Origin of the sequence: Corallococcus sp. NCSPR001 (genome assembly GCF_017309135.1) — a bacterium.
In the GTDB taxonomy this organism is placed as follows: domain Bacteria; phylum Myxococcota; class Myxococcia; order Myxococcales; family Myxococcaceae; genus Corallococcus.
Genome location: NZ_JAFIMS010000002.1, coordinates 2,958,459 through 2,981,519, shown reverse-complemented (window position 1 = coordinate 2,981,519; position 23,061 = coordinate 2,958,459). Strand labels below are relative to the sequence as shown.

At 70.8% G+C, this 23,061-nt stretch carries 18 protein-coding genes; 10 read left to right on the top strand and 8 right to left on the bottom strand.

Translation table 11 applies throughout. The features are described from left to right. Nucleotides 1-74 precede the first annotated feature (74 nt). From JYJ93_RS14295 to JYJ93_RS14285, 3 genes are read right to left on the bottom strand one after another with little or no spacing between them, the layout of a single operon-like run. Nucleotides 75-1,181: an alpha/beta fold hydrolase gene (locus JYJ93_RS14295; RefSeq protein ID WP_206791210.1), complete on the bottom strand. Its 1,107-nt coding sequence runs from the start codon at nt 1,179-1,181 to the stop codon at nt 75-77. Further along, nucleotides 1,171-2,712: an FAD-dependent oxidoreductase gene (locus JYJ93_RS14290; RefSeq protein WP_206791201.1), complete on the bottom strand. Its 1,542-nt coding sequence runs from the start codon at nt 2,710-2,712 to the stop codon at nt 1,171-1,173. Before JYJ93_RS14290 ends, JYJ93_RS14295 begins: the two co-directional genes overlap by 11 nt. Nucleotides 2,713-2,731: 19 nt before the next feature. Next, the gene (locus JYJ93_RS14285; RefSeq protein WP_206791199.1) at nt 2,732-5,092 is read right to left on the bottom strand and encodes a GMC family oxidoreductase; all 2,361 of its coding nucleotides are present in this window, start codon (nt 5,090-5,092) and stop codon (nt 2,732-2,734) included. Nucleotides 5,093-5,362: 270 nt separating this feature from the next. On the opposite strand from JYJ93_RS14285, the gene JYJ93_RS14280 reads away from it, so the two are divergent. Continuing rightward, nucleotides 5,363-7,177, top strand: a complete 1,815-nt coding sequence (locus JYJ93_RS14280) for a serine/threonine-protein kinase (RefSeq protein WP_242543808.1) — start codon at nt 5,363-5,365, stop codon at nt 7,175-7,177. A 166-nt stretch (nt 7,178-7,343) separates the two neighbouring features. Further along, the gene (locus tag JYJ93_RS14275) at nt 7,344-9,173 is read left to right on the top strand and encodes a serine/threonine-protein kinase (protein ID WP_206791198.1); all 1,830 of its coding nucleotides are present in this window, start codon (nt 7,344-7,346) and stop codon (nt 9,171-9,173) included. A gap of 49 nt (nt 9,174-9,222) precedes the next feature. Here JYJ93_RS14275 and JYJ93_RS14270 read toward each other — a convergent pair whose 3' ends face one another. From JYJ93_RS14270 to JYJ93_RS14255, 4 genes are all read right to left on the bottom strand, one after another. Then, the gene (locus JYJ93_RS14270; protein ID WP_206791196.1) at nt 9,223-10,422 is read right to left on the bottom strand and encodes a nitronate monooxygenase; all 1,200 of its coding nucleotides are present in this window, start codon (nt 10,420-10,422) and stop codon (nt 9,223-9,225) included. Nucleotides 10,423-10,531: 109 nt separating this feature from the next. Next, a complete protein-coding gene (locus JYJ93_RS14265) occupies nt 10,532-11,353 on the bottom strand; it encodes a fused MFS/spermidine synthase (RefSeq protein ID WP_206791194.1) in 822 nt (273 codons plus the stop codon). 18 nt (nt 11,354-11,371) lie between these two features. After that, nucleotides 11,372-12,025: a hypothetical protein gene (locus JYJ93_RS14260; RefSeq protein ID WP_206791178.1), complete on the bottom strand. Its 654-nt coding sequence runs from the start codon at nt 12,023-12,025 to the stop codon at nt 11,372-11,374. A gap of 10 nt (nt 12,026-12,035) precedes the next feature. After that, the gene (locus JYJ93_RS14255) at nt 12,036-13,553 is read right to left on the bottom strand and encodes a M91 family zinc metallopeptidase (RefSeq protein WP_206791176.1); all 1,518 of its coding nucleotides are present in this window, start codon (nt 13,551-13,553) and stop codon (nt 12,036-12,038) included. 278 nt (nt 13,554-13,831) lie between these two features. On the opposite strand from JYJ93_RS14255, the gene JYJ93_RS14250 reads away from it, so the two are divergent. From JYJ93_RS14250 to JYJ93_RS14215, 8 genes are all read left to right on the top strand, one after another. Further along, the gene (locus tag JYJ93_RS14250; RefSeq protein ID WP_206791174.1) at nt 13,832-14,377 is read left to right on the top strand and encodes a peptidase M23; all 546 of its coding nucleotides are present in this window, start codon (nt 13,832-13,834) and stop codon (nt 14,375-14,377) included. Nucleotides 14,378-14,474: 97 nt separating this feature from the next. Beyond that, nucleotides 14,475-15,635, top strand: a complete 1,161-nt coding sequence (locus tag JYJ93_RS14245) for a HEAT repeat domain-containing protein (RefSeq protein ID WP_206791172.1) — start codon at nt 14,475-14,477, stop codon at nt 15,633-15,635. Then, entirely contained in the window at nt 15,635-16,600 is a 966-nt protein-coding gene (locus tag JYJ93_RS14240; RefSeq protein ID WP_206791170.1) for a HEAT repeat domain-containing protein, read from the top strand. Before JYJ93_RS14245 ends, JYJ93_RS14240 begins: the two co-directional genes overlap by 1 nt. A gap of 82 nt (nt 16,601-16,682) precedes the next feature. Then, entirely contained in the window at nt 16,683-17,480 is a 798-nt protein-coding gene (locus JYJ93_RS14235; protein ID WP_206791161.1) for a ZIP family metal transporter, read from the top strand. 87 nt (nt 17,481-17,567) lie between these two features. Further along, nucleotides 17,568-18,983 carry a sigma 54-interacting transcriptional regulator gene (locus JYJ93_RS14230; RefSeq protein ID WP_242543807.1) on the top strand — a complete coding sequence of 472 codons (1,416 nt, stop codon included), beginning with the start codon at nt 17,568-17,570 and terminating at the stop codon, nt 18,981-18,983. Between the two features lie 369 nt (nt 18,984-19,352). Continuing rightward, a complete protein-coding gene (locus JYJ93_RS14225) occupies nt 19,353-20,006 on the top strand; it encodes a sporulation delaying protein family toxin (RefSeq protein ID WP_242543806.1) in 654 nt (217 codons plus the stop codon). 118 nt (nt 20,007-20,124) lie between these two features. Then, nucleotides 20,125-20,658 (top strand): SdpA family antimicrobial peptide system protein, encoded by a 534-nt coding sequence (locus JYJ93_RS14220; protein ID WP_242543805.1) that lies wholly within the window; start codon nt 20,125-20,127, stop codon nt 20,656-20,658. Further along, nucleotides 20,652-21,617, top strand: coding sequence for a sporulation-delaying protein SdpB family protein (locus JYJ93_RS14215; RefSeq protein ID WP_206791149.1), 966 nt, complete (start codon nt 20,652-20,654; stop codon nt 21,615-21,617). Before JYJ93_RS14220 ends, JYJ93_RS14215 begins: the two co-directional genes overlap by 7 nt. Nucleotides 21,618-21,623: 6 nt before the next feature. Here the strand turns inward: JYJ93_RS14215 and JYJ93_RS14210 are convergent, their stop codons facing one another. Next, nucleotides 21,624-23,060 carry a serine/threonine-protein kinase gene (locus JYJ93_RS14210; protein ID WP_206791144.1) on the bottom strand — a complete coding sequence of 479 codons (1,437 nt, stop codon included), beginning with the start codon at nt 23,058-23,060 and terminating at the stop codon, nt 21,624-21,626. Between the last annotated feature and the right edge of the window lies 1 nt (nt 23,061).

Below are 23,061 nucleotides of genomic sequence, written 5' to 3'. Positions count from 1 at the left end.
AGCACCCGCGAAGGGGCCGCCATCGTCGGCGGCCGGTCGCTCCGCCTCCTGCTCCCCTGGACGGCGGCGGCCAGTCAGCGGGGCTGGAACTCCAGCGCCTCGCGCAGCACGGGGTACGTGTCGTCCGCGGCGGTGCTGCCCATGAAGGTGTCCAGGTGGCCGTAGCCCGGCAGCATGCGGCGCTGGTACCAGCGGGCGCCATTGGCCTCGCGCAGCCACTGGAAGGTGCGCTCCGTGGACGTCGGCAGGTACGTGCGGTTCTGCTCGCTGGAGACGAACGTGATGGGCCGCTGGAAGGGCTCCGGGTCCAGGTAGTCCGGCGGCCGGGCCTGCCCGTAGCGCCGCAGGTTCTCCGAGCGGCCGTAGTCGAACTTCACCGCGTGGCCGCCGCGCGCCATCTGCCCCAGGTGGCGGAACGTCAGCAGGTTGCACTTGCCGAACTGCTCCTCCAGCCGCGCATGCGTCTCCGGGTTGAGGCGCGCGTGCCGGTACAGCCGGCCGTACATGAACGACAGCCGGTGGCACACCGGGCTGTCACACTCCATCCGCAGGAAGCCGGACACCTTCGTGAAGGCCGCCTGGAACAGCGGCGTGCGGGACGCGTCATCCGGCGTGAGCGAATCCAGCCCCGCGTCCAGCAACTCCGGCACCCGCAGGAGCGCCTTGAAGCGCGTGGAGGCCGGCGTGTGGTGGTGCAGCGCCACCTGCGACGCCACCACGGTGCGCACGTCCGGCAGGTGGCCCGCGGCCATGGACATGAAGAACGCCGCGGACCCCGCGCAGTGCACCACCGCCTGCACCGACTCCGCGCCGGTGATTTCGCGGATGCGCCGCACCGCCGCCGGCATGTCGTGGTCCGCCGCGTCGTCCAGCGTGAACTGGCGCAGGGGCAGCTGCACGCTGGCGCGCCAGTCCAACAGCCACGTGTCGTAGCCGTGGCGCACCAGGTACTGGACGAAGTTCTCCTTCAGCGTGGGCAGCATGAACATGCCGCTCCACACGCCCGCGCCGTGCACCAGCAGCACCGGCCCCTTCGTGCCGCCCACGAAGCGGGTGAGCTTCAGGGGCACGCCGTCGCCCGAGAGGAAGTCGTACCGCTCCGCCATGGGCAGTCCCTGGAGCGTCACATCCTGGGACCGCGTCCGGAACACCGCCGCGCTGCTTCGGTAATCAAAAGCCATGGGCCACCGCCTCCGCGATGCGCTCGGCCACCGCGCTGATGGTCATCACCGGATGGAAACCGATGGACGTGGGGATGACGGAGCCATCCGCCACGTACAGTCCTGGGTAGTTGAACACTTCGCCCTCCGTCGACACGACGCCCCGGGCCGGCGACTCCGCCAGGTGCGCCCCGCCCAGCGAGTGCACCGTGAACGGCCGGCGGAACAGCTCCCAGGTGACGAGCGGCGCGAACGTCCCGCCGTACTGCGAGGCCAGCTCCTGCATCGCGGACGTCATGCGGTTCACCAGCGCCAGGTTCTCGTTCGCGTAGTCCCACTCGATGTCCAGCCGGTCGCCCTTGAGCACCATCTGCCCATTGGCATTGTCCTGGCCGATGGCGAACAGGTTGCTCGTGCGCGCCGGATCCACGCCGGTCCCCAGCGGCTTGCTGAACAGCCCCTTGGCGAACGCGCCGTGCAGCAGCGGCCACAGCTTCGGCCACAGCGGAGCCCCCACGCCGCCCAGCAGCCCCAGCCGAGGCTGCCCCATGCCCGCGAGCACCGCCGTCGCCGGCTGGTTGAACGTGGCCGTCACCATGGTGAAGCGCGGCGCGGCGTCAAAGAAGCGCATCACCGTGGCCACGTCCGGCCCCTGCCACGGCAATATCTCCTCACGGCTGCCGTGCAGCGAGCCCAGGAAGTCGCCGTTGCCGGAGTAGCCCCGGCCCAGCCAATCGCTCACCAGCGGCAGCGTGCGGGCCCGGTCGCGGCTGCGCAGCAATATCTCCACCGTGCCCAGCGCGCCGGCGGACAGCACCACGCGGCTGCCCTCCACGGACGTCTTCTCTCCGGTGGCCAGGTCCTTGAAGTGCACCCGGTAGCCGCCCGCCACGCGCTGCACGTGGGAGACGGACAGGCCCGGCCACACGGTGGCGCCCAGCTTCTCCGCTCGCGCCAGGTAGGTGAGGTCCAGGGTGTTCTTCGCGCCGTACTGGCAGCCGAACTCGCACTCCGCGCAGCGCTGACACGCCTTGCGGCCTGGAGCGGAGGGCTCCGTCCAGGACACGGCCTCGTCCGGGTCGAAGGTCTGACGGCCCATGCGCCGCGCGGCCTGCTGGAACAGGTCGCGCTTCTTCAGCGGCTCGGACGCGGGGAACGGCTTCACGTCCAGCTCGCGCGCCACCTTGTCGTAGAACGGGTCCAACGCCTCGCGGCTGAAGCCCCGGGGCCAGCGAGGATGGTCGAAGACGATGGGGTCCGGCCGCACGTGGATGTTCGCGTACACGAGCGACCCGCCGCCCACGCCGCTCGCCGTCACCGTGCCGATGCCGGACAAAAAGCGCACGTCGTAGAGCCCGCGCGCCTCCGGGCGGATGGGATGGCGCCAGAGCAGCTCATCCGCGCGCGTGACGTCCCGGGGGAACTGGCCCGGGTTGTACCGGCGGCCCCGCTCCAGCACCGCCACGGACCTGCCCGCCTGCGCCAGCCGCAGCGCGGTGATGGAACCGCCGAAGCCGGAGCCCACCACCACCACGTCGTACTTCTTCGCCATGCCCACGGTGTGTTCCCCCTCAGTCGAACTTCGCGCGGGCGAAGACGTCCCAGAGCGTGCCCATGAACATGCCGCCAAAGCGCCGCATCGCGTCCGCCTGCTTCAGCGGCGAGGACGTGCCCAGCACGGAGAACGTGGTGAGCTGCTGGAGGAAGTCCGGCAGGTGCAGGCGGATGATGCCGGTGGCGACGATGGGGCCGGTGCGCTCATGCCCCTTGCGCAGCACGGTGTAGAGCGTGGACGTGTCGCTCCACACGTCGAAGCCCGCGTCGTCGTTGACCTCCTTGTAGCCATCCAGGAGGTACGGCTGGCCGTCCACGCCGGTGAAGGGCATCAGGTACAGCATGCGCCGCTCGTAGAAGCGCTCCGTGCCCACGAAGAGGTTGAAGACGCCGTTCTCCACCGGCGCGCCCCCGGGCGGCGTGAAGCCGCGCACGTGCAGCGTGCCCTGCACGATGCCGCCGTGGGACTCCTGCGCGAGGAAGCGGTCCAGGTTGGGCAGCGTGATGGTGACGACGAACTCCGCCGTCTGCCCCGCGCGCTGGCCCGCCCGCGCTGCCCCGGCGAAGTCCTCCGGTGACGGGTGGTTCGGCTGGAGGAAGCCCTTCATCCGCTCCGTGAAGCGCAGGCCCACCACCGGCGTGGGGGACGCCACCGTGCCGCCAGGCGGAATCACCACCTCGCCCAGCGGATCCGTCCCCGGTACCACCGGCGAGGCCACCGCCTCCACCTCCGGCATCATCCGCATGCTGACGCGGGGCGGGTACGCGGGCGCGGACTTCACGGGCACGCGCTCCGGCGCCACCCAGTTGGGCGCGTCCTTCACCTGGCGGATGACCTGCTCCACGTTGCGCTCGGCCACCGCGGCGATGCTGGAGGACGGGTTGACGCCGACGCCCACCGGCAGCGCCGCGCCGTCCATGACGTACAGGCCGGGATAGCCGTGCACCTCGCCGTCGGGCGTGAGCACGCCGTACGCGGGCTCCTCCGCCATCGCGCAGCCGCCCAGGTTGTGCACGGAGACCGGCAGGTGCAGCCGCTCCCAGAGCGGGTTGTAGGCGGCGCGCGTGCCCAGCGCCCGGGCCACGTCCTCGCAGAGCTGCTCCTGCGTGCGGTACAGCGGCAGGTTCGCGGGCACGTCCCACTGCACCTGGAGCTCGCGGGTGAGGGGCGACAGCGTCAGCCGGCCGTTGGACTTGTCCCGGCCCATGGCCAGGAACACGGCCTGGAAGCGTCCGCGCTCGTTCTCGATGGCGGCCATCTCCCTGGAGCGCGTGCGCAGCACCTTCACCAGCTCGCGCTGGAGCAGGTCCGCCGGCAGCGACATCGCACGGTCCGGATCCATGGCCATCATCAGCCCCGCCGCCTGCACCGGGTGCCCGCCTTCCTGGAAGAGGAACCAGGTCTTGTCCTTGCCCTGCCCTTCCTCCACCACCATGCCGGTGGTGATGGTGGGGCCCACCGCCGGGTCCCACGGCTCCTTCGTGTCGAAGGCGAAGGCGAGGAAGTCTCCGTTGGCCGAGTAGCGCGACCCCAGCCGCGCGCTCAGGTCCGGCAGCGTGCCGTGCACGTCGCGGTTGCGCAGCAAGAGCTCCGTGGAGTTCACCGCGCCCGCGCACAGGAAGACGCGGCGGGCGTCCACGGTGCGCTGCATGCCAGCGCTCGCGTGGTCGGTGAAGGTGACGCGGTAGCCCGGCGACAGGGGCTCGATGCGGGTGACTTCCGCCTGGGTGGTGACCTCCGCGCCCCGCTGCTCCGCGACGGCCAGGTAGTTGAGGTCCAGGGTGTTCTTCGCGCGGCGGTTGCAGCCGATGTCGCACTCGCCGCAGTAGCTGCAGCCCTCCTGGAGCACGCCGAACTTGTTGGGCAGGGGCTCGCCCGCGGGGGCGAAGCGCACGGCGAGGTTCGGGTAGAAGAACTGCGCCTCGCGGCCCAGCTTCTTCGCCACCTCCTGCATCCGCTTCGTCTTGGGCGGCAGCCCGCGCGCGGAGGCTGTGATGGGCTGCACGTCCAGCATGTGCGCGACCAGGTCGTAGTACGGATCCAACGACTCCCGGCTGTAGCCCTCCGGCCACCCGGACGCGAACACGTCCGGCGGCGGGCGCAGGTGCACGTTGGCGTAGATGAGCGAGCCGCCGCCGTACCCCGCGGCCTGCACCACGCTCATCCCCTTGAGGAGCTTGATGTCGAAGAGCCCCTGGCGGTGCTGCCACAGCCAGCCGTTGCGAGGGTCCTCGAAGTCGCGCGGGAAGCTGCCCTTCGGGTAGCGCAGGCCGCGTTCGAGCACGCGCACGGACAAACCCGCCTGCGCGAGCCGACAGGCCGCCACCGCCCCGCCAAACCCGGTGCCGATGACCAGGGCGTCGTATGCCGGTGCCATGTTCCCCCTCGGGTGCGGTCCCTGGGGAGCAGGGATCCGGAAGGCGCGACCCGGGAACGTCCAGGAAAGGACGGACCTGATTCTACAACGGGTCCCCCCCGTTTCCTTGAGGCCGGGACGCCCCCACGGATCACCATTTCCGCTCTCGGAGAACTGGATTCTCTGATCAGCGAGGATAGGTCGGCGGCCGAGCGGGCAGCGGGCCCGCTTGGACGCGCGACGTCATGGCCCGGGCCCGGTACCATTGGGGGCCCCCATGAACGCCAACGATTGCCAGAAGCGGGGTCACCGGAGGTGGTGACGGACGAGGAGGTCCCAACGACGCCATCGGTGGATCCGCTGGTGGGATCGAAGATTGGCGAGTTCGTCATCCACGAGCGCGTGGGCGCGGGCGGGATGGGGGTCGTCTACCGGGCGGAGCACCCGCTGATTGGCAAGCACGCGGCCATCAAGGTGATGCGCGCGGAGCTGGTGTCCCCGGAGCAGGAGCAGCGGCTGCTGGTGGAGGCGCGGGCGGTGAACGCCATCCGGCATCCGGGCGTGCTGGACATCTTCAACTTCGGGACGCTGCCGGACTGCCGGCCGTACGTGGTGATGGAGCTGCTCCAGGGCCAGTCGCTCGCGGACCGGATGCGCGAGCAGGGCCGGATGGATGTGGGGACCACGGCCTGGGTGTTGGAGCAGGTCCTCGCCGCGCTGGCGGCAGCGCACCGGGCGGGCGTGGTGCACCGCGACCTGAAGCCCGCGAACGTGTTCCTGATGGAGCAGCCGGACGCGGCGCCGCTGATCAAGCTGGTGGATTTCGGCATCGCCAAGGTGATGCAGGAGCAGGACGCGCTGGCGCGGGCGGATGGCTCCACGCTGGGGACGCCGGACTTCATGGCCCCGGAGCAGGTCCGCGGAGGCGAGGTGGGCCCGGCCGCGGACCTGTACGCGCTGGGCGTGATGGCGTTCCACATGCTCACGGGCACCCGGCCGTTCCAGGGTGACAACGTGCAGGTGATGTTCGCGCACGTCGAGCAGATCCCGCCCCGGGTGTCGTCGCGGGTGGAGGGGATCCCGCCGGAGCTCGATGACCTGGTGGCGCGGTTGATGGCGAAGGAGCCGGCGAAGCGGCCCGCGACCGCGACAGACGTGCGGCTGAAGCTCCGGAGCCTGGCGCGACCGCCCGTGCCGTCCGGGAGCGCGGAACCGCCATTGGAGTCACCGGCCGTACCGGCAGTGCCCATGGCCATCGTGGCTCCGGCTCGCCGGAACGGGATGTCGCTCGCGGTGGCCGCGGTCGCAGGGGTGGCGCTGCTGGGAGTGGGTTACGGGCTGGGAGCGCGGACGGGGAAGGCGGAGCAGCTGCAAGTGATTGCACCGCCTCGGCCTTCCGAGCAGGTGCTGGTGGACGCGAGACCTGTGCCTCCAGTGGAGCCGCCGCCAGTCACGGAGACGCAGCCCCCTGTCGAGGCGCAGCCCGAGGTCGTCGACGACGCCGCGCCCGAGGAGGCGGAGACCGCGACAGCGACCCTGGCGAAGTCCACGAAGTTGCCACCGTTGCCGGCGGTGACTCCCTCCGAGATCAAGATGGAGCAGCGGCAGGCGGGGCTGTTCAAGCTGCTGCTGGCGCGGGCGAAGGACGTGGACGCGGAGGGAGTGCTGCGCGGCAGGCTGCTCCAGCAGTACCGGGCCGCCGCGGAGGCGACGTCGGACTCCGAGCGTGCGCGCATCCATGTCGCGCTGGATGACATCGAGAAGGAGCTGACCCAGCGCATCGCACTGCACGATGCGCCCCCTGCGCCCGTCGTCGCCGTCGTCGCGCCACCCGTGGCGCCCCGGGTCCCGGCGCTCGTGATTCCCAAGCTCCCCACCCTGCCCCAGGGCAATGCCTCCGAGCAGAAGCTGGCCCAGCGCATGGACAAGCTGGTGGTGGAGCTGCGCAAGCGCACGCAGAACCAGGACGTCGCGCCGGAACTCACGAAGCAGTTGGTGGACATCTTCACTGAAGCCGCGAAGGCCCAGACCGCCACCGAGCGCATGACCGTGCATCAGGCCCTCGATGCGTGGCAGGAGCGATTGACGACGCGCTTCCCTCGCTGATCATCGAGGCGTGCATCGTCGGGAGCGGACGAGAGGAAAACGACCGCCCCACTGGAAGTACAGGCAATCCCGCGTCGACTGGCGGACGAGCGAACAACCGGCAAGCCTTCAGGGCACGCGACGGCGTCCCCTGGATCACGGTACTGTCACCGTAAACGGGCTTTCCATGAAGACGCGAAGAATTCCGGAGACGGGGGCACACCGGTCGGTGACGGAGCGTGAGGTGCCGGTGGCAATGGCATCCACGGCGCCGAAGGTGGATCCGCTGCTGGGGGCGCAGCTGGGTGAGTTCGTCATCCAGGAGCGCATTGGCGCGGGTGGGATGGGGGTCGTCTACCGGGCGGAGCACCCCATCATTGGCAAGCAAGCCGCCATCAAGGTGTTGCGCGCGGAGTTGATGTCGCCGGAGCAGGCGCAGCGGTTGCTGGTGGAGGCGCGGTCGGTCAACGCCATCCGTCACCCGGGCATCCTGGACATCTTCAACTTCGGGTCGTTGCCGGACGGGCGGCCGTACGTGGTGATGGAGCTGCTCCAGGGCCAGTCGCTCGCGGCCGTGCTGCGCGCGCGGGGCCGGTTGGACGTGGGGACAGCGGTCTGGATGTTGGATCAGATCCTCTCGCCGCTGGGGGCCGCGCACCGGGCGGGGGTGGTGCACCGGGACCTGAAGCCGGCGAACGTGTTCATGGCGGAGCGGCCAGACGCGGCGCCCATGCTCAAGCTGGTCGACTTCGGCATCGCCAAGGTGCTGCAGTCGCAAGAGGGACTGACGAACGCGGACGGCTCCGTGTTGGGGACGCCGGACTTCATGGCGCCCGAGCAGATCCGCGGCGGCACGGTGGGCCCGGCCACGGACCTGTACGCGCTGGGCGTGATGGCGTTCCAGATGCTCACGGGCGCGAGGCCGTTCCAGGGCGACAACGTGCAGGTGCTGTTCGCGCACATCGAACAGGCACCGCAGCCACCCTCGTCGAAGGTGGAGGGTCTGCCGCCGGAGCTCGACGCGCTGGTGCTCCAGTTGCTGGAGAAGGATCCGGCGAAGCGGCCCGCCTCCGCGGAGGAGGTGCGGCAAAGGTTGAAGGCCCTGTCCCTGGAGCAGCCTCCGGGCGCGCTGGGCCCGTCCGTGGCCGTGGAGCCGAAGCGGGAGGAGCCCACGGCACCAACGGCGCCCCGGCCGCCGGGGCTCGCGGTGATGCTCGCGGATCGCCGGAAGGTGGTGCCGCTCGCGGTGGCGGCGGTCGCGGGGGTGGCGCTGCTGGGCACGGGGCTCTGGTGGGTGACGCGGCCCGCGGAGGCGCCGCCCAAGGTGGAGCAGCGTCTACCCACTCCGGCCCCGCCCGTGGTGAAGGCGCCAGAGCCGGTGGTGCCACCCGCTCCTCCTGCTCCGGTCGTGCAAGCCGAGCCCGAGCCCGAGCCGGAGGCAACGGAAGAAGAGGCGTCGGAGACGGAGGTGAAGACAGGACTGCCTCCGCTGCCGCTCACGACGGCGTCGGAGAAGAAGCTGGCGCGGCGGCTGTTCGGCTTGTTTAAGCAACAGCGGGCGCGAGCGAAGGACGTGGACGCGGAGGGAGAGCTGCGCGGCAAGCTGATCCACCAGTACCGGGCCGCCGCGGACGCGACGAAGGATTCCGAGCGCACGCGGATCCACGTGGCGCTGGATGGCATCGAGAAGGAGCTGACCCAGCGCATCGCGCTGCATGACGCCCCGCCCGTGGTCGTCGTCCCGGAGATGCCCAAGACTCCACCGCTCGTGCTGCCCGCGCTGCCCACCCTGCCCCGGACCAACGTGTCCGAGCAGCGATTGGCCCAGCGGTTGGACAAGCTGGTCGCGGAGCTGCGCAAACGCACGAAGGGCCAGGACGTGGCGCCGGACCTCACGAAGCAGGTGGTGGACATCTACAAGTCCGCGGCGAACGCCACGACCGCTACGGAGCGCATGGAGGTGAATCAGGCGCTGGATGCGTGGCAGGAGAGGCTGACGGCGCGCTTCCCCCGCTGATCATTATTGAAGACTCGATTGATAGGCTGAAGCGCGGCCTCGAAAAGCGCTAACCCCGGTCCTCCTCGTCCGCCTCATCCAGCCCCTCTGGCGACTCCAACAGCCGCCGGGCCCGCTCCATCATCTCCACGACAATCTGCCCGGCGGGCTGCACGGTGTCGATGCGCGCCATGCTCGCGCCTCCCGCTGGGAGGCTCATCTCCTCCAGGTCTCCCTGGGTGTCCGGCGTGGGCAGGAACGAGCTGAACTTCGGCATCACGTACTGCACGTCCAGCACGCCCGGGAACAGCCGCGTCGTCCCGATGGCCTCTGACTCCGTTGTCGCCGGCACGCTCGACTCGCGTCCCGCCCACTCGCGCACCACGCGGTTGCGGATCACCCGCATGCGCTTGCCCGGCCACTCCGGCCCGAACAGCGTCGTCAACGCCGTGTCACCCGCGTCCCCGTCCACCAGCCGCTGCTTGTAGAGCGGATGCGCGTACGCCTCCACCGACGCCACCAGCCGCGTGCCCACCCAGACGCCGTCCGCGCCCTGATGCATTGCACGTGCGGCGCTGAACCCGTCCGCGATGCCTCCCGCCGCCAGCACCGGCACCGCGTCCGTCAGCTTCCGGAACTCCTTCAGCAACACCAACGTCGGCGTGCTGCCCAGGTTGCGCCCGCCCGCCTGCCGCCCCTGGGCGATGAGCCCCTGCGCTCCGGCGTCCAATGCCTGCCTCGCCAGCTCCACCGTGCCTGCCTGCACCCAGACCCGCGTCCCCGCCGCCTGCAGCGCCTGAATCCACTCGCGCGGCGGCATCGTCCAGTGGAACACCACCACCGGCACCTTCGCCGCGATGCATGTGTCCACGTGGTCGCGCGTCGTGAAGCCGTGCGGCTCCAGCTTGTCCACGATGAAGTCCACGCCGTAGGGGCGCTGCGTGCCCGCCTGGATGGCCTTCAGCCGCGCCTCCAGCACGCCCGGCGGCTCCGGCGCCGTGCCCAGCATTCCCAGGCCGCCCGCCTCCGACACCGCCACCACCAACGGCGGCAGGGACACGAACGCCATGCCCGCCCCGGCGAAGGGATAGTGGATGCCCAGCTCGCGCGTCAGCCGCGTCCTCAACGTGTTGCCCTCCAACACGTAGATGGGCTTCTGCTTCGGACGGGCCTCCAGGCCCGCGGCATCGGACTCGCCGTCCGCCAACGACGCCTCGGCCTCGGAGGAAGCAGAGGGCTGGCCGGGTCGTCCGTCGTTCGCGCCGTTCATCACGTCTCCCGCAGGGATGCTGACGTACCGAGCCTTCAAGATTAGCAGCGCCGCCCCCTGATTCAGCCGCGGCCGGGCGGGGCCGTGCTCACTGGCCAGCAGAGCGGCCTCACTCCTCCGGGATGAGGCCGCCGGGCCCCAGCCCCGCGTCCGTCAGCACCCGCCCCCGCCCCAGCCTCCGCGTCAGGGGCCGGTAGCGCTGCGCCACCAGCGTGCTCAACCGGAACGGCAGCTTCCGCTCCCGCTCCACCCGGCGGGCCTGCTCCACCAGCGCCTCGCGCGTCAGCCGCCGCGGCCCCTCCAACCCCACCAGGATGCGGTTGGTGGTGGTGGGCACCTCGAAGATGGACAGGCCGTGGAAGCTCACCTGGTAGGTGCGCACCATCGCGTCGTAGTGCGGGTTGCCCGCGGACTCCCAGACGTTGCTCACCACCACCCCGCCCCGCGTCAGCCGCGCGCGCACCGCGCCCAGGAACTCGCGCGTGGCCAGGTGCCCCGGAATCTGATCCGCCCCGTACGCATCCAGGATGATGACGTCATAGGGCGGCCCGTCCGCTTCGATGAAGGCCCGCCCGTCCGCCACGTGCGCGCGCAGGAGCGCGTCCTCCTGGAAGCCGCAGTACTCCTTCGCGGCGTCCACCACCGCCGCGTCCAGCTCCACCACGTCGATGTGCGTGTCCGGCAGCACCGCGCGCAGGAACATGGGGATGGAGCCGCCCCCCAACCCGATGGCGAGGATGTTCTCCGGCCGGGGCACGAACGCCAGCGCCACCATCGCCATGCGGGTGTACGGCAGCTCCAGCCGCAGCGGTTCGCCGGGCCAGACCACGCTCTGGCGCGCCCCCCCGTCGCCAAAGCGCAGCGAGCGGCGTCCCTGCGCGTCCTCGGTGACGATGACGGGCCCGGTGCCATCATCGCTCTCTTCATCCAACGCCAGGACCCGGGCTCCCTACTTCGCGTCCGTCACCGGCAGCGGTCCGCTGTCCAGCACCCGCTGCGCCGTCACCGCCGGCCCGTAATGGGGCGTCTGGATGGGCGTGCCCTGTGAGTCCTTCCCCTGGCTCAGCGGGATGGCCTCCGCGTCTGGCAGGTAGCCCACGCGCAGGGACACCTCGCGCACGTCGGACAGCTCGCGCGTCTCCTCCGGGCCCGTGGGGTACGGCAGCGCGGTGCGCAGGGGCAGCGGCACCACCGCGCGGCGGCTCGCCGTGGCGCCCGGCTCCACGCGGCTGACCGCGGGCACCTCCGGCGCCTCCACCGCCAGATCCTCCGGCACCGGCAGCAACATCCGCGACAGCACGACCTTGCCGCCGGACAGGTCCACGTAGGCCCGCTCGGGAGCCAGCGTGAGGTGGCCGCTGAAGCCCACGTCCCACAGGCCGTCCGTGAGCAGCACGGCCTTCTGGGTGCGGTTGTGCACCGCGTAGGTGACGGCGAGCGAGTCCGCCTCGCGCGCCACCGACTCCACCTTCAGCTCCACGTCCGCCTGGGCCACGCGCTGTCCTCCGGGGTCCGCTGGGGGCGCGGGCCGCTCCGGCGCCCGCGCGCAGCCCACGAATATCGCCAGCGCCATGATGGCACCAGCGCGGCGGAAGGTCTTCATCCCCCGCATCCTAGTAGCGCGGGCGGGTCGGCAGGTTCAGGTCGTCGCGCAGGACGTTCTCTCCGGGACGGCCGCCCTGCACCACGTCCGGCGTGGACGGGTCCTGGTCCAGGTCGATGGGCAGGCCCACCGCGGAGGTCTCCAGGTTGCGCGTGCCGTTCTTGGAGCCCAGGGCCAGCGTGCCGTTGTTCATGTCCGACGCGTGCACCAGCTCGTGGAACAGGCCCACCACCGGCGGGCGGTTCATCCACTCCTCGCTGCCCAGCGAGATGCGCGTGGTGTTGTAGTTCACCTGCGCGTCCGTGCCCTTGCCCGGCGTGCCGTCCGCGTTCATGAAGCCGTCGTTGAAGTTCGTCCCGCCCGCGCTGTTGCCGCTGGACGTCTCGCGGATGACCGTCTTCTTGCCGCTGGCGTCCAGCGTGCCCAGCAGCTCCTGGCCCGAAGGCAGCGAGCGCATCGCGTCCAGGTCCGACTGCACGCGCGCCTGGAACTCCGCGCTGCCCGTCACGGAGACGGAGGAGCCGCGCTGGTCCGCGTCCGTCATGTCGACGATTTCGCGCTCGCCCTCGGCCGCGTCGCAGGTGGCCTCGTTCTCCTCGACGTAGAGCTTGTCCGTGCCCTTGCCGCCCCGGACCGTGTCCTTGCCCTCGCCACCCGCCACCGCGTCATTGCCCGCGCCGCCCGACAGCGTGTCATCGCCGCGCCCGCCAATGACCTGATCGTCGCCCTCGCCGCCAAAGGCCCGGTCGTTGCCCGCGCCCGCGTCGATGTAGTCCCGGCCCGCGCCGCCCGACAGCGTGTCGTTGCCGTCCAGGCCGTACATCACGTCCCGGCCCTCGCCGCCCATGATGCGGTCGTCGCCCGCGCCGCCCTCCAGGTAGTCGTCGCCGTCCAGGCCCTTCAGCGTGTCGTTGCCCTCGCCGCCAATGACGGTGTCGTTGCCCGCGCCGCCGATGAGCGTGTCGTTGCCCGCGCCGCCGGTGAGCTTGTCGTCGCCCTCACCGCCATCCAGGGTGATGTCCTGGGTGACGCTCTTGTCCACGGTGATGGAGTCGTTGCCCGCGCCGCCGTTGATGATGACGCCCTGGGCCTGCTCGGCGGTCAGGTTCACCGTGTCGCTGCCGGACGTGATGGTGAGCCCGCCGTTCTTGTTCTGCGTCACCTTCGCGGTGTTGTTGCCCGCGCCCAGGTCCACCACCGTGCGCCCATCCGCGTTCGTGCTCACCTGCGGCGCGAGCGCCTTCTGCACGCCCTTGCCAATCGAGTCGAGCGCCGAACCGAGGCTCGACGCGATGCCGCCCAGGAAGCCGCCGCCGGACTTGTCCTTCTTCACCGCCGTCTCGGTGGTGCGCACCTCCGTCAGCGGGGGCCGCGAGCCCGCGCGGGGCCCCGCGTCGAAGCCGTCCGACATCCGCTGCGTGACGGCGGCCTTCACCGCGTTGGGCTTCGCGGGCGTCGCGAGCGTCTTCGGCTGCGGGGTGCTGACAGGGGACGTCGTGCGCGAGCCGGGCTTGCCAATCGTGGTCATGTCGCTTCTCCCAGGTGACGGAGACACCTGGCCGGAGGGTCCCGGCGGCGGGTCGCCAGGGTCGGCCGAACGCCGACATTCCAGATTGTCGTGAACGTTTGCCGCCAGTTGCGGCACCCACCGCGAAACGACACGGCGCGGCACGGAAGCCCTTGGAATCGTTGTGTTTCTCAATTCCCAATCCCCGAGACGATTTCCAGTTTTTCGTGTATTACGGCTTCACCGCCTCCTCCCCATTCGTCGGGGAACGGAGGACGGATGACGGGAGGGAGCACCGCATGAAGCTGAAGACGTTGCTGTCCGCCGGGGTGGCACTGGCCGCCGCGGCGTGGGCCAGTCCGGGAGTGGCGGCCACGGCGAACGGCCCCATCTGCGACACGGCGGCCTACGTGAACTCGACCACCTATTACAGCTGCACCGGGAGCAGCCACACGGCGCTGGATATCGGGAACGGCACCTGCGGCGAGTGGAACCACCGCGGCATGCTGGTGGGCAACTACTACTATTACTACTACGGCGGCTGCGCGGCGGCCTGCTACGGCTCCACCTGCAACGGCGGCGCGGGCAACTACTACGTGGTGTCCGGCGGGAGCGGCTGGGACTTCCGCCAGCTGCACTTCTACGCCAACGTCAGCTCCGGCACGAAGACGTGCGACCGCTGCGCGCTGGGGCTCGTGGGCGGCACGGGCAACGCCACCGGCCCGCACGTGCACGCGGACAACCGCCAGTACGGCACGCGCAAGTCGGCCTGGTACACCAGCGTCGGCACCACGTGCGGCACCAACGCGTACTGCAACAACCGGCTGGGCGTTCCCACACTGTAGCCCGTGTGTCTTCCGGGCGGGGGCCGCGTGTGCCCCGCCCGGCTGTTTCCGGCGCGCGTGCGCCCCTCCATTCCTCACCGTGTGAGCCCCCTTCGACATGACCTCCCGTCCCCTCTTCAAGGTCGCGCTCGCCGGCCTCGTCCTCCTCGTCGCCCTGGGCGTCGTGTGGTGGCGGGGCGCGGACAGGGCCGATGACGCCGGTCCCCCGCCGCCTGTCGCGGCGACGCCCCCCGCCCCTTCGGTCAGCGCCGGAAACGCAGTCGCACCGCCACCGGCCGCGCATGCCGGAGCGCGCGAGGAGATCCCCATGCCCGGCTGCTGGGACGGGCTGGCCGCGCTGGACAGGTCCGCGACGCTGGAGTCGCTGCACGCCGCCGTGGCCACCGCCATCCGGGCGCGCGACACCGCGCTGGTGGCCTACCTCCAGGAGCGCCTGACGGAGCTGGTGGGCAACGACCCGGACCGCGCGCTGCAACTGGTGGCGTGGGCGGTGAACGCCGCGCCCCCGGAGCCGTCCATCTACCTGGAGGCCCTCAAGGCCGCGCCCGCCGTGCGCCATCCCCGCGTGACGGAGAAGCTGTTGGCGGTGGCGGAGAACAAGTCGCTGTTCACGCAGGACCGCGCGGCCATCCTGGACGCGCTGGAGACGCAGCACCATTTCACGCCGGAGACGCGCGGCCGGATCAAGGCCATCGCGCTGGATGAGTCCGCGGACTCCGCCGCGTGGGTGGCCACGCGCACGCTGGGCCGGGTGATGAAGGAGGACTACCAGCGCACGGGCACGTATGCGCCGTACTGGAAGGACCTGCTGGACATCGGCACCACGTCGGACGACACGGCCGTGCGGCTGCTCGCGCTGGAGATGCCGTCGTACTCCGACCCGCTGCTCGACCCGGACTCCATCGACGCGCTGGCGAAGGTGATGCGCACCGACAAGGAGCGCGACGTGCGGGAGATGGCCGCCTTCCGGCTCGCCGTCACGGAAGACCCCCAGAAGGCCCTGGCCGCGTACCGCGCCGCCTTCGACGGCGAACAGGACCTGTGCGTGCGCTGGGCCTTCCTGCGCTTCGCGGTGCGCGCGGCCGGCGCGGACGCCCTGCCCCTGGTGGAGGAGTTCGCGCGCAAGGACCCGCGCCTGCGGCAGGACTACCTGGACTTCAAGGCGCTGTACGCCACCGGCACGACGGACTTCGCGCGCATCTGGCTGGGCAAGAAGGAACACCACGACTGCGTGGTCGAGGAAGGAGCGCCGCACTGATGGGTTCGCGAATGCTTTGGCTGTCGCTGCTGCCCGGCCTGGCCCTGGCGCAGGCCACGCCGCCCCCGGTCCCCACCAAGACGGCCTGCACGGTGGAGGGCATGCTGGACGAGGTGCGCGTGGCCATGAAGACGGGCTCGCCCGCGTACCGGAAGTACGCGCGGCTGCGCCTGAAGGAGGCCGCCCTCGCGATGCCGCCGGAGACCCTGGGCCGCGCGGTGAGCGAGGAGCGCGACCCCGCCGTGCTGGAGGCCGTGGGCGCGGCGCTGGCCACCAAGGCGAGCAACGCGCAGAAGCCGGAGCTGCTCCAGCCGCTGCTCTCCCGCGCGAGCCAGGACGCGGACCCCGGCCTGCGCGCCGCCGCCGTGCGCGCGCTCCAGGGCTCACCGTCCGTGGAGTTCATGGCGAAGAACGGCGACGTCGTCACCTACGAGCAGCTCGTGCGTGACAGCGCGCCGGAGGTGCGCCGGGCGGTGGTGGAGAACCTGGTGACGGAGAGCGCCGGCATCTACTTCGGCCACAACCCGGAGCTGGCGGAAGCGGCGGTGAAGGTCGCCGCGGCATCGGGCGACCCGGCGGTGGCGTCGCGCCTGTTGGGCGAGGTCTCCATGGAGGCCGCGAGCCCGGAGGTGGTGCGCGAGCTCACCGGGCAGCTGCGCTCGGAGGACGCGGGCCTGCGCGCGGCGGCGGCGAAGGCGCTGGGCGGCGTGCCGGGCTCCGAGTCCGCGGGCGCGCGCCGCTCGCTCACCTCGCTGTACCGCGGTGACAGCGACCTGGCGGTGCGCAAGGCCTCGCTGGAGGGCATCGCGAGGCTGGGGCAGGCCGGGTCCCGCCCGGTCCTGGAGTCCCTGCGCGGCGTGGACAAGCGTCTGGATCCGGAGATCGACGCGTGGCTGTCCGCGCTCCAGAAGAACCTCCAGGAGTGGCACCTCATCCTGCGGGAAAAGCAGCGCCTGTCCCCCTGAGTGCGTCCCCACGGACACGTTCGCGCCCGGCCCCGCTGAAAAGGTGGCCGGGCGGCGGGGAGTGCGACAGGTTGGGGGGGCCATGTCCGACAGCGGTTTCGGCTCGTCCACCCTCGCATTGGCGCTCGTTGGCAGCGCCGTCACCGTCCTCTCCACCAGCCTGGGCGCGGTGCCCGCCCTGGCCATGGGCGGCATCTCCCAGCGCACCAAGGACGTGCTGATGGGCTTCAGCGCGGGCGTGATGCTCGCGGCCACGGCCTTCTCGCTCGTCGTGCCCGCCATCCATCTGGCGGAGGAGCGCTCCACGTCGCGCTTCTTCCCCGCGCTGGTGGTGGGCGGCAGCATGCTGGTGGGGGGCCTGTTCCTGCACCTGTGCAACCGCTTCATCCCGCACGAGCACTTCATCAAGGGCCAGGAGGGCAACGCGCAGGCGGCGAACCTCAAGCGCATCTGGCTGTTCGTGCTGGCCATCGCGCTGCACAACTTCCCGGAGGGCCTGGCGGTGGGCACCGGCGTGGGCAGCCGCTCCATGGCCATCGCCGCGCCCATCCTCGTGGGCATCGGGCTGCAGGACATCCCGGAGGGCTTCGTCGTCGCGCTGGCGCTGATGGGCGTGGCGTACAGCCGCAAGCAGGCGGTGCTGGTGGCGCTCTACACGGGGCTGGTGGAGGGCGTGGCCGCGCTGGTGGGCTTCTTCGCCACGTCGTTCGCGTCGGGCGTGCTGCCGTGGGCGCTCGCGTTCGCGGGCGGCTCCATGCTGTACGTCGTCAGCGACGAGATGATCCCCGAGAGCCACCGCCAGGAGTACGCGAAGGAGGCCACCGCCGGGCTGATGGTGGGCTTCGTGCTGATGATGTTCCTGGACGTGACGCTGAGCTGACGCTTTGCGTGCGCGCAGCGCGTCTGTGTCCTGGCGGACACCTGCCTGCTCCGCCCCGTGTGGCCCGGACGTGGTAGTTTCGAGTGCATGTCTGTGTCGGATCGAACCCGCGTCGACGGGGCCCCCGGGGAGTCGAAGGACAAGGGCGCCCGCCCGGACGAAGAGGGCCAGGAGGCCGCGCTCCACGTGACGCTGCCGTATGAGCAGGCCCGCCGTCCGGGGGACCTGCCCACGGTGCGCCGCTTCCGCCTGTCCGTGGTGGAGGGCCCGGGCGTGGGCATGGTGTGGGAGTCCACGGCGGACACCTGTTCGGTGGGCTCGCATCCGCTCAACGACTTCGCGGTGGAGGACTCCACCGTGTCGCGCTTCCACTGCGAGGTGCGGATCGGGCCCAAGGGCCCGCAGGTGAAGGACCTGGACAGCCTCAACGGCGTCATCGTGGACGGCGTGCAGGTGGTGGAGGGCATCCTGCGCAGCGGCAGCCTGCTGCGGCTGGGCCGCGTGGTGCTGCGGTTCGACTTCAGCGCGGAGAGCAACCGGCTGCCCCTGTCGGAGTTCACGCGCTTCGGCACGCTGGTGGGCACGTCCGTGGCCATGCGCGGCTGCTTCGCGATGATGGAGCGGGCCTCCGCGCGCGACGTCACGGTGCTGCTGGAGGGCGAGACGGGCACGGGCAAGAGCCAGGCGGCGCTCGCCATCCACCAGGCCAGCCGGCGCAAGGACGCGGCGTTCCTCGTCGTGGACTGCGGCGCCATCCCCGCGCACATCCTGGAGAGCGAGCTGTTCGGCCACGAGAAGGGCTCCTTCACCGGCGCGGTGAGCCGGCGCGCGGGCGTCTTCGAGGAGGCCGACGGCGGCACCGTCTTCCTGGACGAGATTGGCGAATTGCCCCCGGAGTTGCAGCCCAAGCTGTTGCGCGTGCTGGAGAACCGGGAGATCCGCCGGGTGGGCAGCAACACGTACCTGCCGGTGGATGTGCGGCTCATCGCGGCCACGCACCGCGACCTGCGCGCGGAGGTGAACGCGGGCCGCTTCCGCTCCGACCTGTTCTTCCGGCTCGCGGTGCTGAGGCTCGCCATGCCGTCCCTGCGCCAGCGGCCGGAGGACCTGCCCATGCTGGTGTCGGGCATCCTGGAGTCGCTGGGCGCGGATCCTGAGCGCACGGGCGCGCTGCGCACGCCGGAGTTCCTGTCACGCCTGCGGCACGCGGCGTGGCCGGGGAACGTGCGCGAGCTGCGCAACCACCTGGAGCGCTGCCTGGTGTTCGAGGACGCGCTGCCGCTGGCGGAGGAGGACTCGCGCCCGGAGGGCAGCCCGCTGGAGTTGGACCTGTCGCGGCCGTACGCGGAGCAGCGGCGGCGCGTGGTGGACGACTTCGAGCGGCGATACCTGCGGGCGCTCCTGGAGAAGCACCAGGGCAAGGTGGCCCAGGCCGCCGTCACCGCCGGCATGGACCGCGTGCACTTCTACCGGCTCCTGCGCCGGCACGGCATCAAGCCCTGAGCGGGGTGTAATCCCCGGGGCTGTCACCGGCGGCCAGCGCTCCCAGGAGCGCTGGCCCTGAATCCCTTGCACGACACGCAACACGAGACACCTCGAGGCTGACACCCCGCCCACCTGTCTCACGGGCCGCAGGGCTCGCCGCGGGCGAATCCCAATCACAAGCGCCAATCACTCTCTCGCCCCCTTGTCCGGATGGAGAGCAAGGGCTCAGCCCTGACATGCGCGACATTCACAGACACTCCGAGAGAGCCAGACCGCGAATCCCCGCCACCAGTTGCAATTCAAACCAAAAAATTGCTATCCCTGAATCATGCGCAACCGCCTGAAAAGGCCGCGTCCGCGCATTCCCCACACATCCAGGAGCAGCGATTGAAGACTCTCTTCCCGAGGAAGTTCACCTCGGCCGCGATGGCCGTCATGACCTTCACGTTCACCACCCTCGGAACCGGCTGCGGTGGCCCGTTGGACGAGGATACGTCCTCCGCATCGACCCGGGTCCAGCGCCAGCCTGCCTCCGGACAGGACCTCTTCCGGGGCATGGTGTTCGGAGTGGGCCCGGCAGCGCGACACTTCGACGAACTCTGGAAGCGTCCGGAGATCCAGGCCCGGCTTGGAGACGCGGAGAAGGTCGCGAAGCGCGAGGAGGCGGCCAACGTCCTCATGGCGAAGATCGCCGCGCAGGACGCCACGTTCTTCGATCGCTTCGGGCGCGACCTGCGCAGCGGCGATCACGTGACCATCAACCGGCTGCTCACGGAGACGAAGGAGCGGACCCAGGCCGCGGCGACCGAACTCCGGAAGGAAGCCGGCCTGCCGGGTGACGTGAACGCGAGCGCGGCCCAGGCAGAGAAGGGAACGTGGTTCTACGAGGAGACCGTCGTGGCCGTGGCCATCGCGGCCGTCCTGCTCGTCGTGGTCACCCAGATCGATGTAACGCCGGTGGTGGGCGACAACCAGGCAAGCGCCCTGCGCCGTGACACCTGGGTGGACCAGTTGGCCAACAAGAGCTTCGACGCCCTGTAACCCATGACCTCCGGATGCCCCTCCGTCCAACACGGAGGGGCATCCGGTGCCCTCCTGCCAGAGCATGTCCGTGCCTCCTCTTTCTCCCTGTGTTCCTGAAGTCGTCAGGACGCGTCGCATGGGCCTGCTCGCCCTGGGACTGCTGTTCGGCGGGTCCAGCGTGGCGGCCTACGCCCTGCACGCGGCCTTACCCTACAATCCCCTGCAACTGCCTTTCGAGGATCGCTTCGACATCCGGCTGGTGCTCCCCGAAGGATGGGCATTCTTCACCCGGGATCCGCGCGATGAGCGCATCCTCTCCTATCTGCGCACTCCGGGCGGACAATGGGTCAGGGCAAACCAGACGCCCAACTTCCAGCCTCGGAACGCCTTTGGCATTGACCGGGCTGCCCGGGCCCAAGGCGTGGAAATGGGCCTTTTGCTAGAGGCCACCCGACAGTTGGGCCGACATGCGTGCGAGGAAGATCCGTTGAAGTGTTTGGAACGCGCGCCCTCTGAACGAACGCTGCGCAACGAGAGCCCGAACCCCACCTTCTGCGGCCAGCTCGGGATTGTCTTTCAACCCGCCGTCCCCTGGGCCTGGAGCCGGTCCCATCGCGGGAAGGCCGTTGTCATGCCCTCGAAGGTGCTGAGATTGGACGTCGAATGCTGACCGGACTTGGAACTCGCGCGCGCGCCTGGGTGTCGGGGCCGCCGCCCTGGAGCAATGTCCAGGGTCTGGCCCGGACGCTCATCGCGCTGGGGACCTGTGGAACCCTCGCCTTCAGCCATTCGAGCACCCTCTTCCGGCCCGCCGTGGGAGTCCCCCAGGCCCCCATCTGCGACGGCATTCGCGGGGCGTCCCTCTTCTGCTTGATGCCCGGCGGCTGGCTGGAGGCCGCCCGGTGGATCGCGGTGTTGCTCCTGCTCGTCGTGGCGTCGGGCTGGCGACCGCGCATCACCGGCCTGGTGCACTGGTGGGTGGCGGTCAGCCTGTTCTGGTCCGCGGTGCTGACGGATGGCGGCGATCAGATCGCGGCCGTGCTGTCACTGCTGATGCTCCCCTTGACGCTGACGGATGGGAGGCGGTGGCACTGGGATGAAGCTCCGTCAGGCCAGGGGCAGGACGAGGCGTGGCGGCTCGTTGCACGCGCCTCCTGGCTCGCCATCCGGGTGCAGGTCGCTGTCATCTACTTCCATGCCTGCGTCGGAAAGTTCAAGGTGCAGGAGTGGGTGGATGGAACCGCGCTCTACTACTGGCTGTTGGACCCTGGCATTGGCGCGCCAGACTGGCTGAGCCGTCTGCTGCTACCGGTCTTGAGCCACCCCATCGTCGCGCTTCTGACCTGGTCCGTTCTGGCTCTGGAGTTGTGTCTCTCGCTGGGGCTGATCCTCGGAAGGCAGAGCCAACGGGTCCTGTTGCCGCTGGGCGTTGCCTTCCATGCGGCCATCGCGGTCTGTCACGGGTTGATCAGCTTCGCGCTCATCATGTGCGGTGCGTGCATCCTGTTGCTTCGGCCTTTCGACCGGCCATTCAGCGTGGAGTGGCTCCGCTCCCGGCTCCCCAAGCGGAGACTGAGCTCTTCGGAGCCCGCCTTGAGTGCCTTGCACGGGTTGGAGCGCGGAAGCTGAAGGGGTTCAGCCGGGAGGTCCGGGAGCCTGGCGCCGGGAGGAGAGCCACCAGCGCTCGGGCGCGTCAGGCACCGGATGGGTAACGAAGTCCGCCTCCAGGCCCCGCAGCGCCGGGCCGGTGACGATGGGCGTGGCGTCTTCACCGGCGTCGCGCACCCAGCCGGGCAGGTGGAGCAGCCCCCCTTCCCCGCCGCCCGCGTCCCACGCGGAGCCCGAGGCCTCCGCCCAACCGTGAGCCTCTTCCCGCGACGTCAGCCGGTCCACGTGCACGGTGACGTGCAGGCGCGCGGGGGACGCGTTCGCTCCCGTCAGCGCGAGCCCCACGTCCAGCACCCGCGCCCGCAGCTCCCGCTCACGGCGCACGTCGTCCGGGAGGCTGGCCACGGCGAGCAGGCACGCGCCGCCCATCACCCGCACCTCCAGCCCGGCCTCGCGCGCCAGGGTGCTCGCGCGCTCCAGGCTTGAGTCCAGGTCCTCCATGGAGCCCGCGTCCGGTTCTCCCGTCAGCCGTGCCTCCACGTACAGCCCCACCGCGCGCGGCACCTCCACCGGCGCCGCGCCTCCCAGCACCGCGCCCCGCAGGTCCTCCAGGAGCGCGTCCACGTCCGGGTGGCGCTCCTCGCGCGCCTTCTTCAGACACCGCAGCACCACCGCGTCCAGCGCGGCGGACACCGGCGCGTGCTCTCCGGGGCGCGGCGGTGGCGCGTGCAGGTGCAGTTGCTCCACCTCGTGGCGCGTGGTGCCCTGGAAGGGCGGCATGCCGGTGAGCAGTTGGAAGAGCAGCACGCCCGCGGCGTACAGGTCCGTGCGCGCATCGGGCACCTCGCCGCGGATCTGCTCCGGCGCCATGGACAGCGGCGTGCCCAGCACCACGCCGGTGTGCGTGAGCGACGAGCTGCCCGGCGCGCCCGGCACCAGCCCCTTCGCCACGCCGAAGTCCACCAGCTTCACGGCGGGGCCGCCGCGCCCCGGCGCGAGCCGCACCACGTTCTGCACCTTCAGGTCGCGGTGCACCACGCCCGCCGCGTGCGCCACCCGCAGCGCCGCGCCCACCTGCTCCATCACCTCCAGCACCTCGCGCGGGGACAGGGGGCCTCGCGTGGCCAGCTCCGCCGCCAGGTCCTGCCCTTCCAGCCACTCCATGGCGATGAAGGGCCGGCCGTCAGACAGCTCGCCGTAGCCCAGCACCGTGACGATGTGCGGGTGGCTCAGCCGCTGGAGCGTGGCCGCTTCTCGCCGGAAGCGCCGCAGCGCCACCGCCGCCGCGGCCACCTGCGGGTGCAGCACCTTCAGCGCGGCGGGCACGCCGGAGCGCGCGTGCCGTGCCCGGTACAGCGCGGACACGGGGCCGTGCACCTGGACGTGGTCCACGACCCACTCCCCCACGAGCGCGCCGGGCCGCAGCTCCTCGCCGTAGAGGGCCTCCTCGCCATTGCCCGCCATG

Coding starts and splice junctions, on each gene's coding strand:
- JYJ93_RS14285 (WP_206791199.1), bottom strand. CDS start 5,092: ATGGCACCGGCATACGACGCCCTGGTCATCGGCACCGGGTTTGGCGGG.
- JYJ93_RS14250 (WP_206791174.1), top strand. CDS start 13,832: ATGAAGCTGAAGACGTTGCTGTCCGCCGGGGTGGCACTGGCCGCCGCG.
- JYJ93_RS14255 (WP_206791176.1), bottom strand. CDS start 13,553: ATGACCACGATTGGCAAGCCCGGCTCGCGCACGACGTCCCCTGTCAGC.
- JYJ93_RS14270 (WP_206791196.1), bottom strand. CDS start 10,422: ATGAACGGCGCGAACGACGGACGACCCGGCCAGCCCTCTGCTTCCTCC.
- JYJ93_RS14230 (WP_242543807.1), top strand. CDS start 17,568: ATGTCTGTGTCGGATCGAACCCGCGTCGACGGGGCCCCCGGGGAGTCG.
- JYJ93_RS14275 (WP_206791198.1), top strand. CDS start 7,344: ATGAAGACGCGAAGAATTCCGGAGACGGGGGCACACCGGTCGGTGACG.
- JYJ93_RS14220 (WP_242543805.1), top strand. CDS start 20,125: ATGGGCCTGCTCGCCCTGGGACTGCTGTTCGGCGGGTCCAGCGTGGCG.
- JYJ93_RS14290 (WP_206791201.1), bottom strand. CDS start 2,712: ATGGCGAAGAAGTACGACGTGGTGGTGGTGGGCTCCGGCTTCGGCGGT.
- JYJ93_RS14245 (WP_206791172.1), top strand. CDS start 14,475: ATGACCTCCCGTCCCCTCTTCAAGGTCGCGCTCGCCGGCCTCGTCCTC.
- JYJ93_RS14210 (WP_206791144.1), bottom strand. CDS start 23,060: ATGGCGGGCAATGGCGAGGAGGCCCTCTACGGCGAGGAGCTGCGGCCC.
- JYJ93_RS14240 (WP_206791170.1), top strand. CDS start 15,635: ATGGGTTCGCGAATGCTTTGGCTGTCGCTGCTGCCCGGCCTGGCCCTG.
- JYJ93_RS14295 (WP_206791210.1), bottom strand. CDS start 1,181: ATGGCTTTTGATTACCGAAGCAGCGCGGCGGTGTTCCGGACGCGGTCC.
- JYJ93_RS14235 (WP_206791161.1), top strand. CDS start 16,683: ATGTCCGACAGCGGTTTCGGCTCGTCCACCCTCGCATTGGCGCTCGTT.
- JYJ93_RS14215 (WP_206791149.1), top strand. CDS start 20,652: ATGCTGACCGGACTTGGAACTCGCGCGCGCGCCTGGGTGTCGGGGCCG.
- JYJ93_RS14260 (WP_206791178.1), bottom strand. CDS start 12,025: ATGAAGACCTTCCGCCGCGCTGGTGCCATCATGGCGCTGGCGATATTC.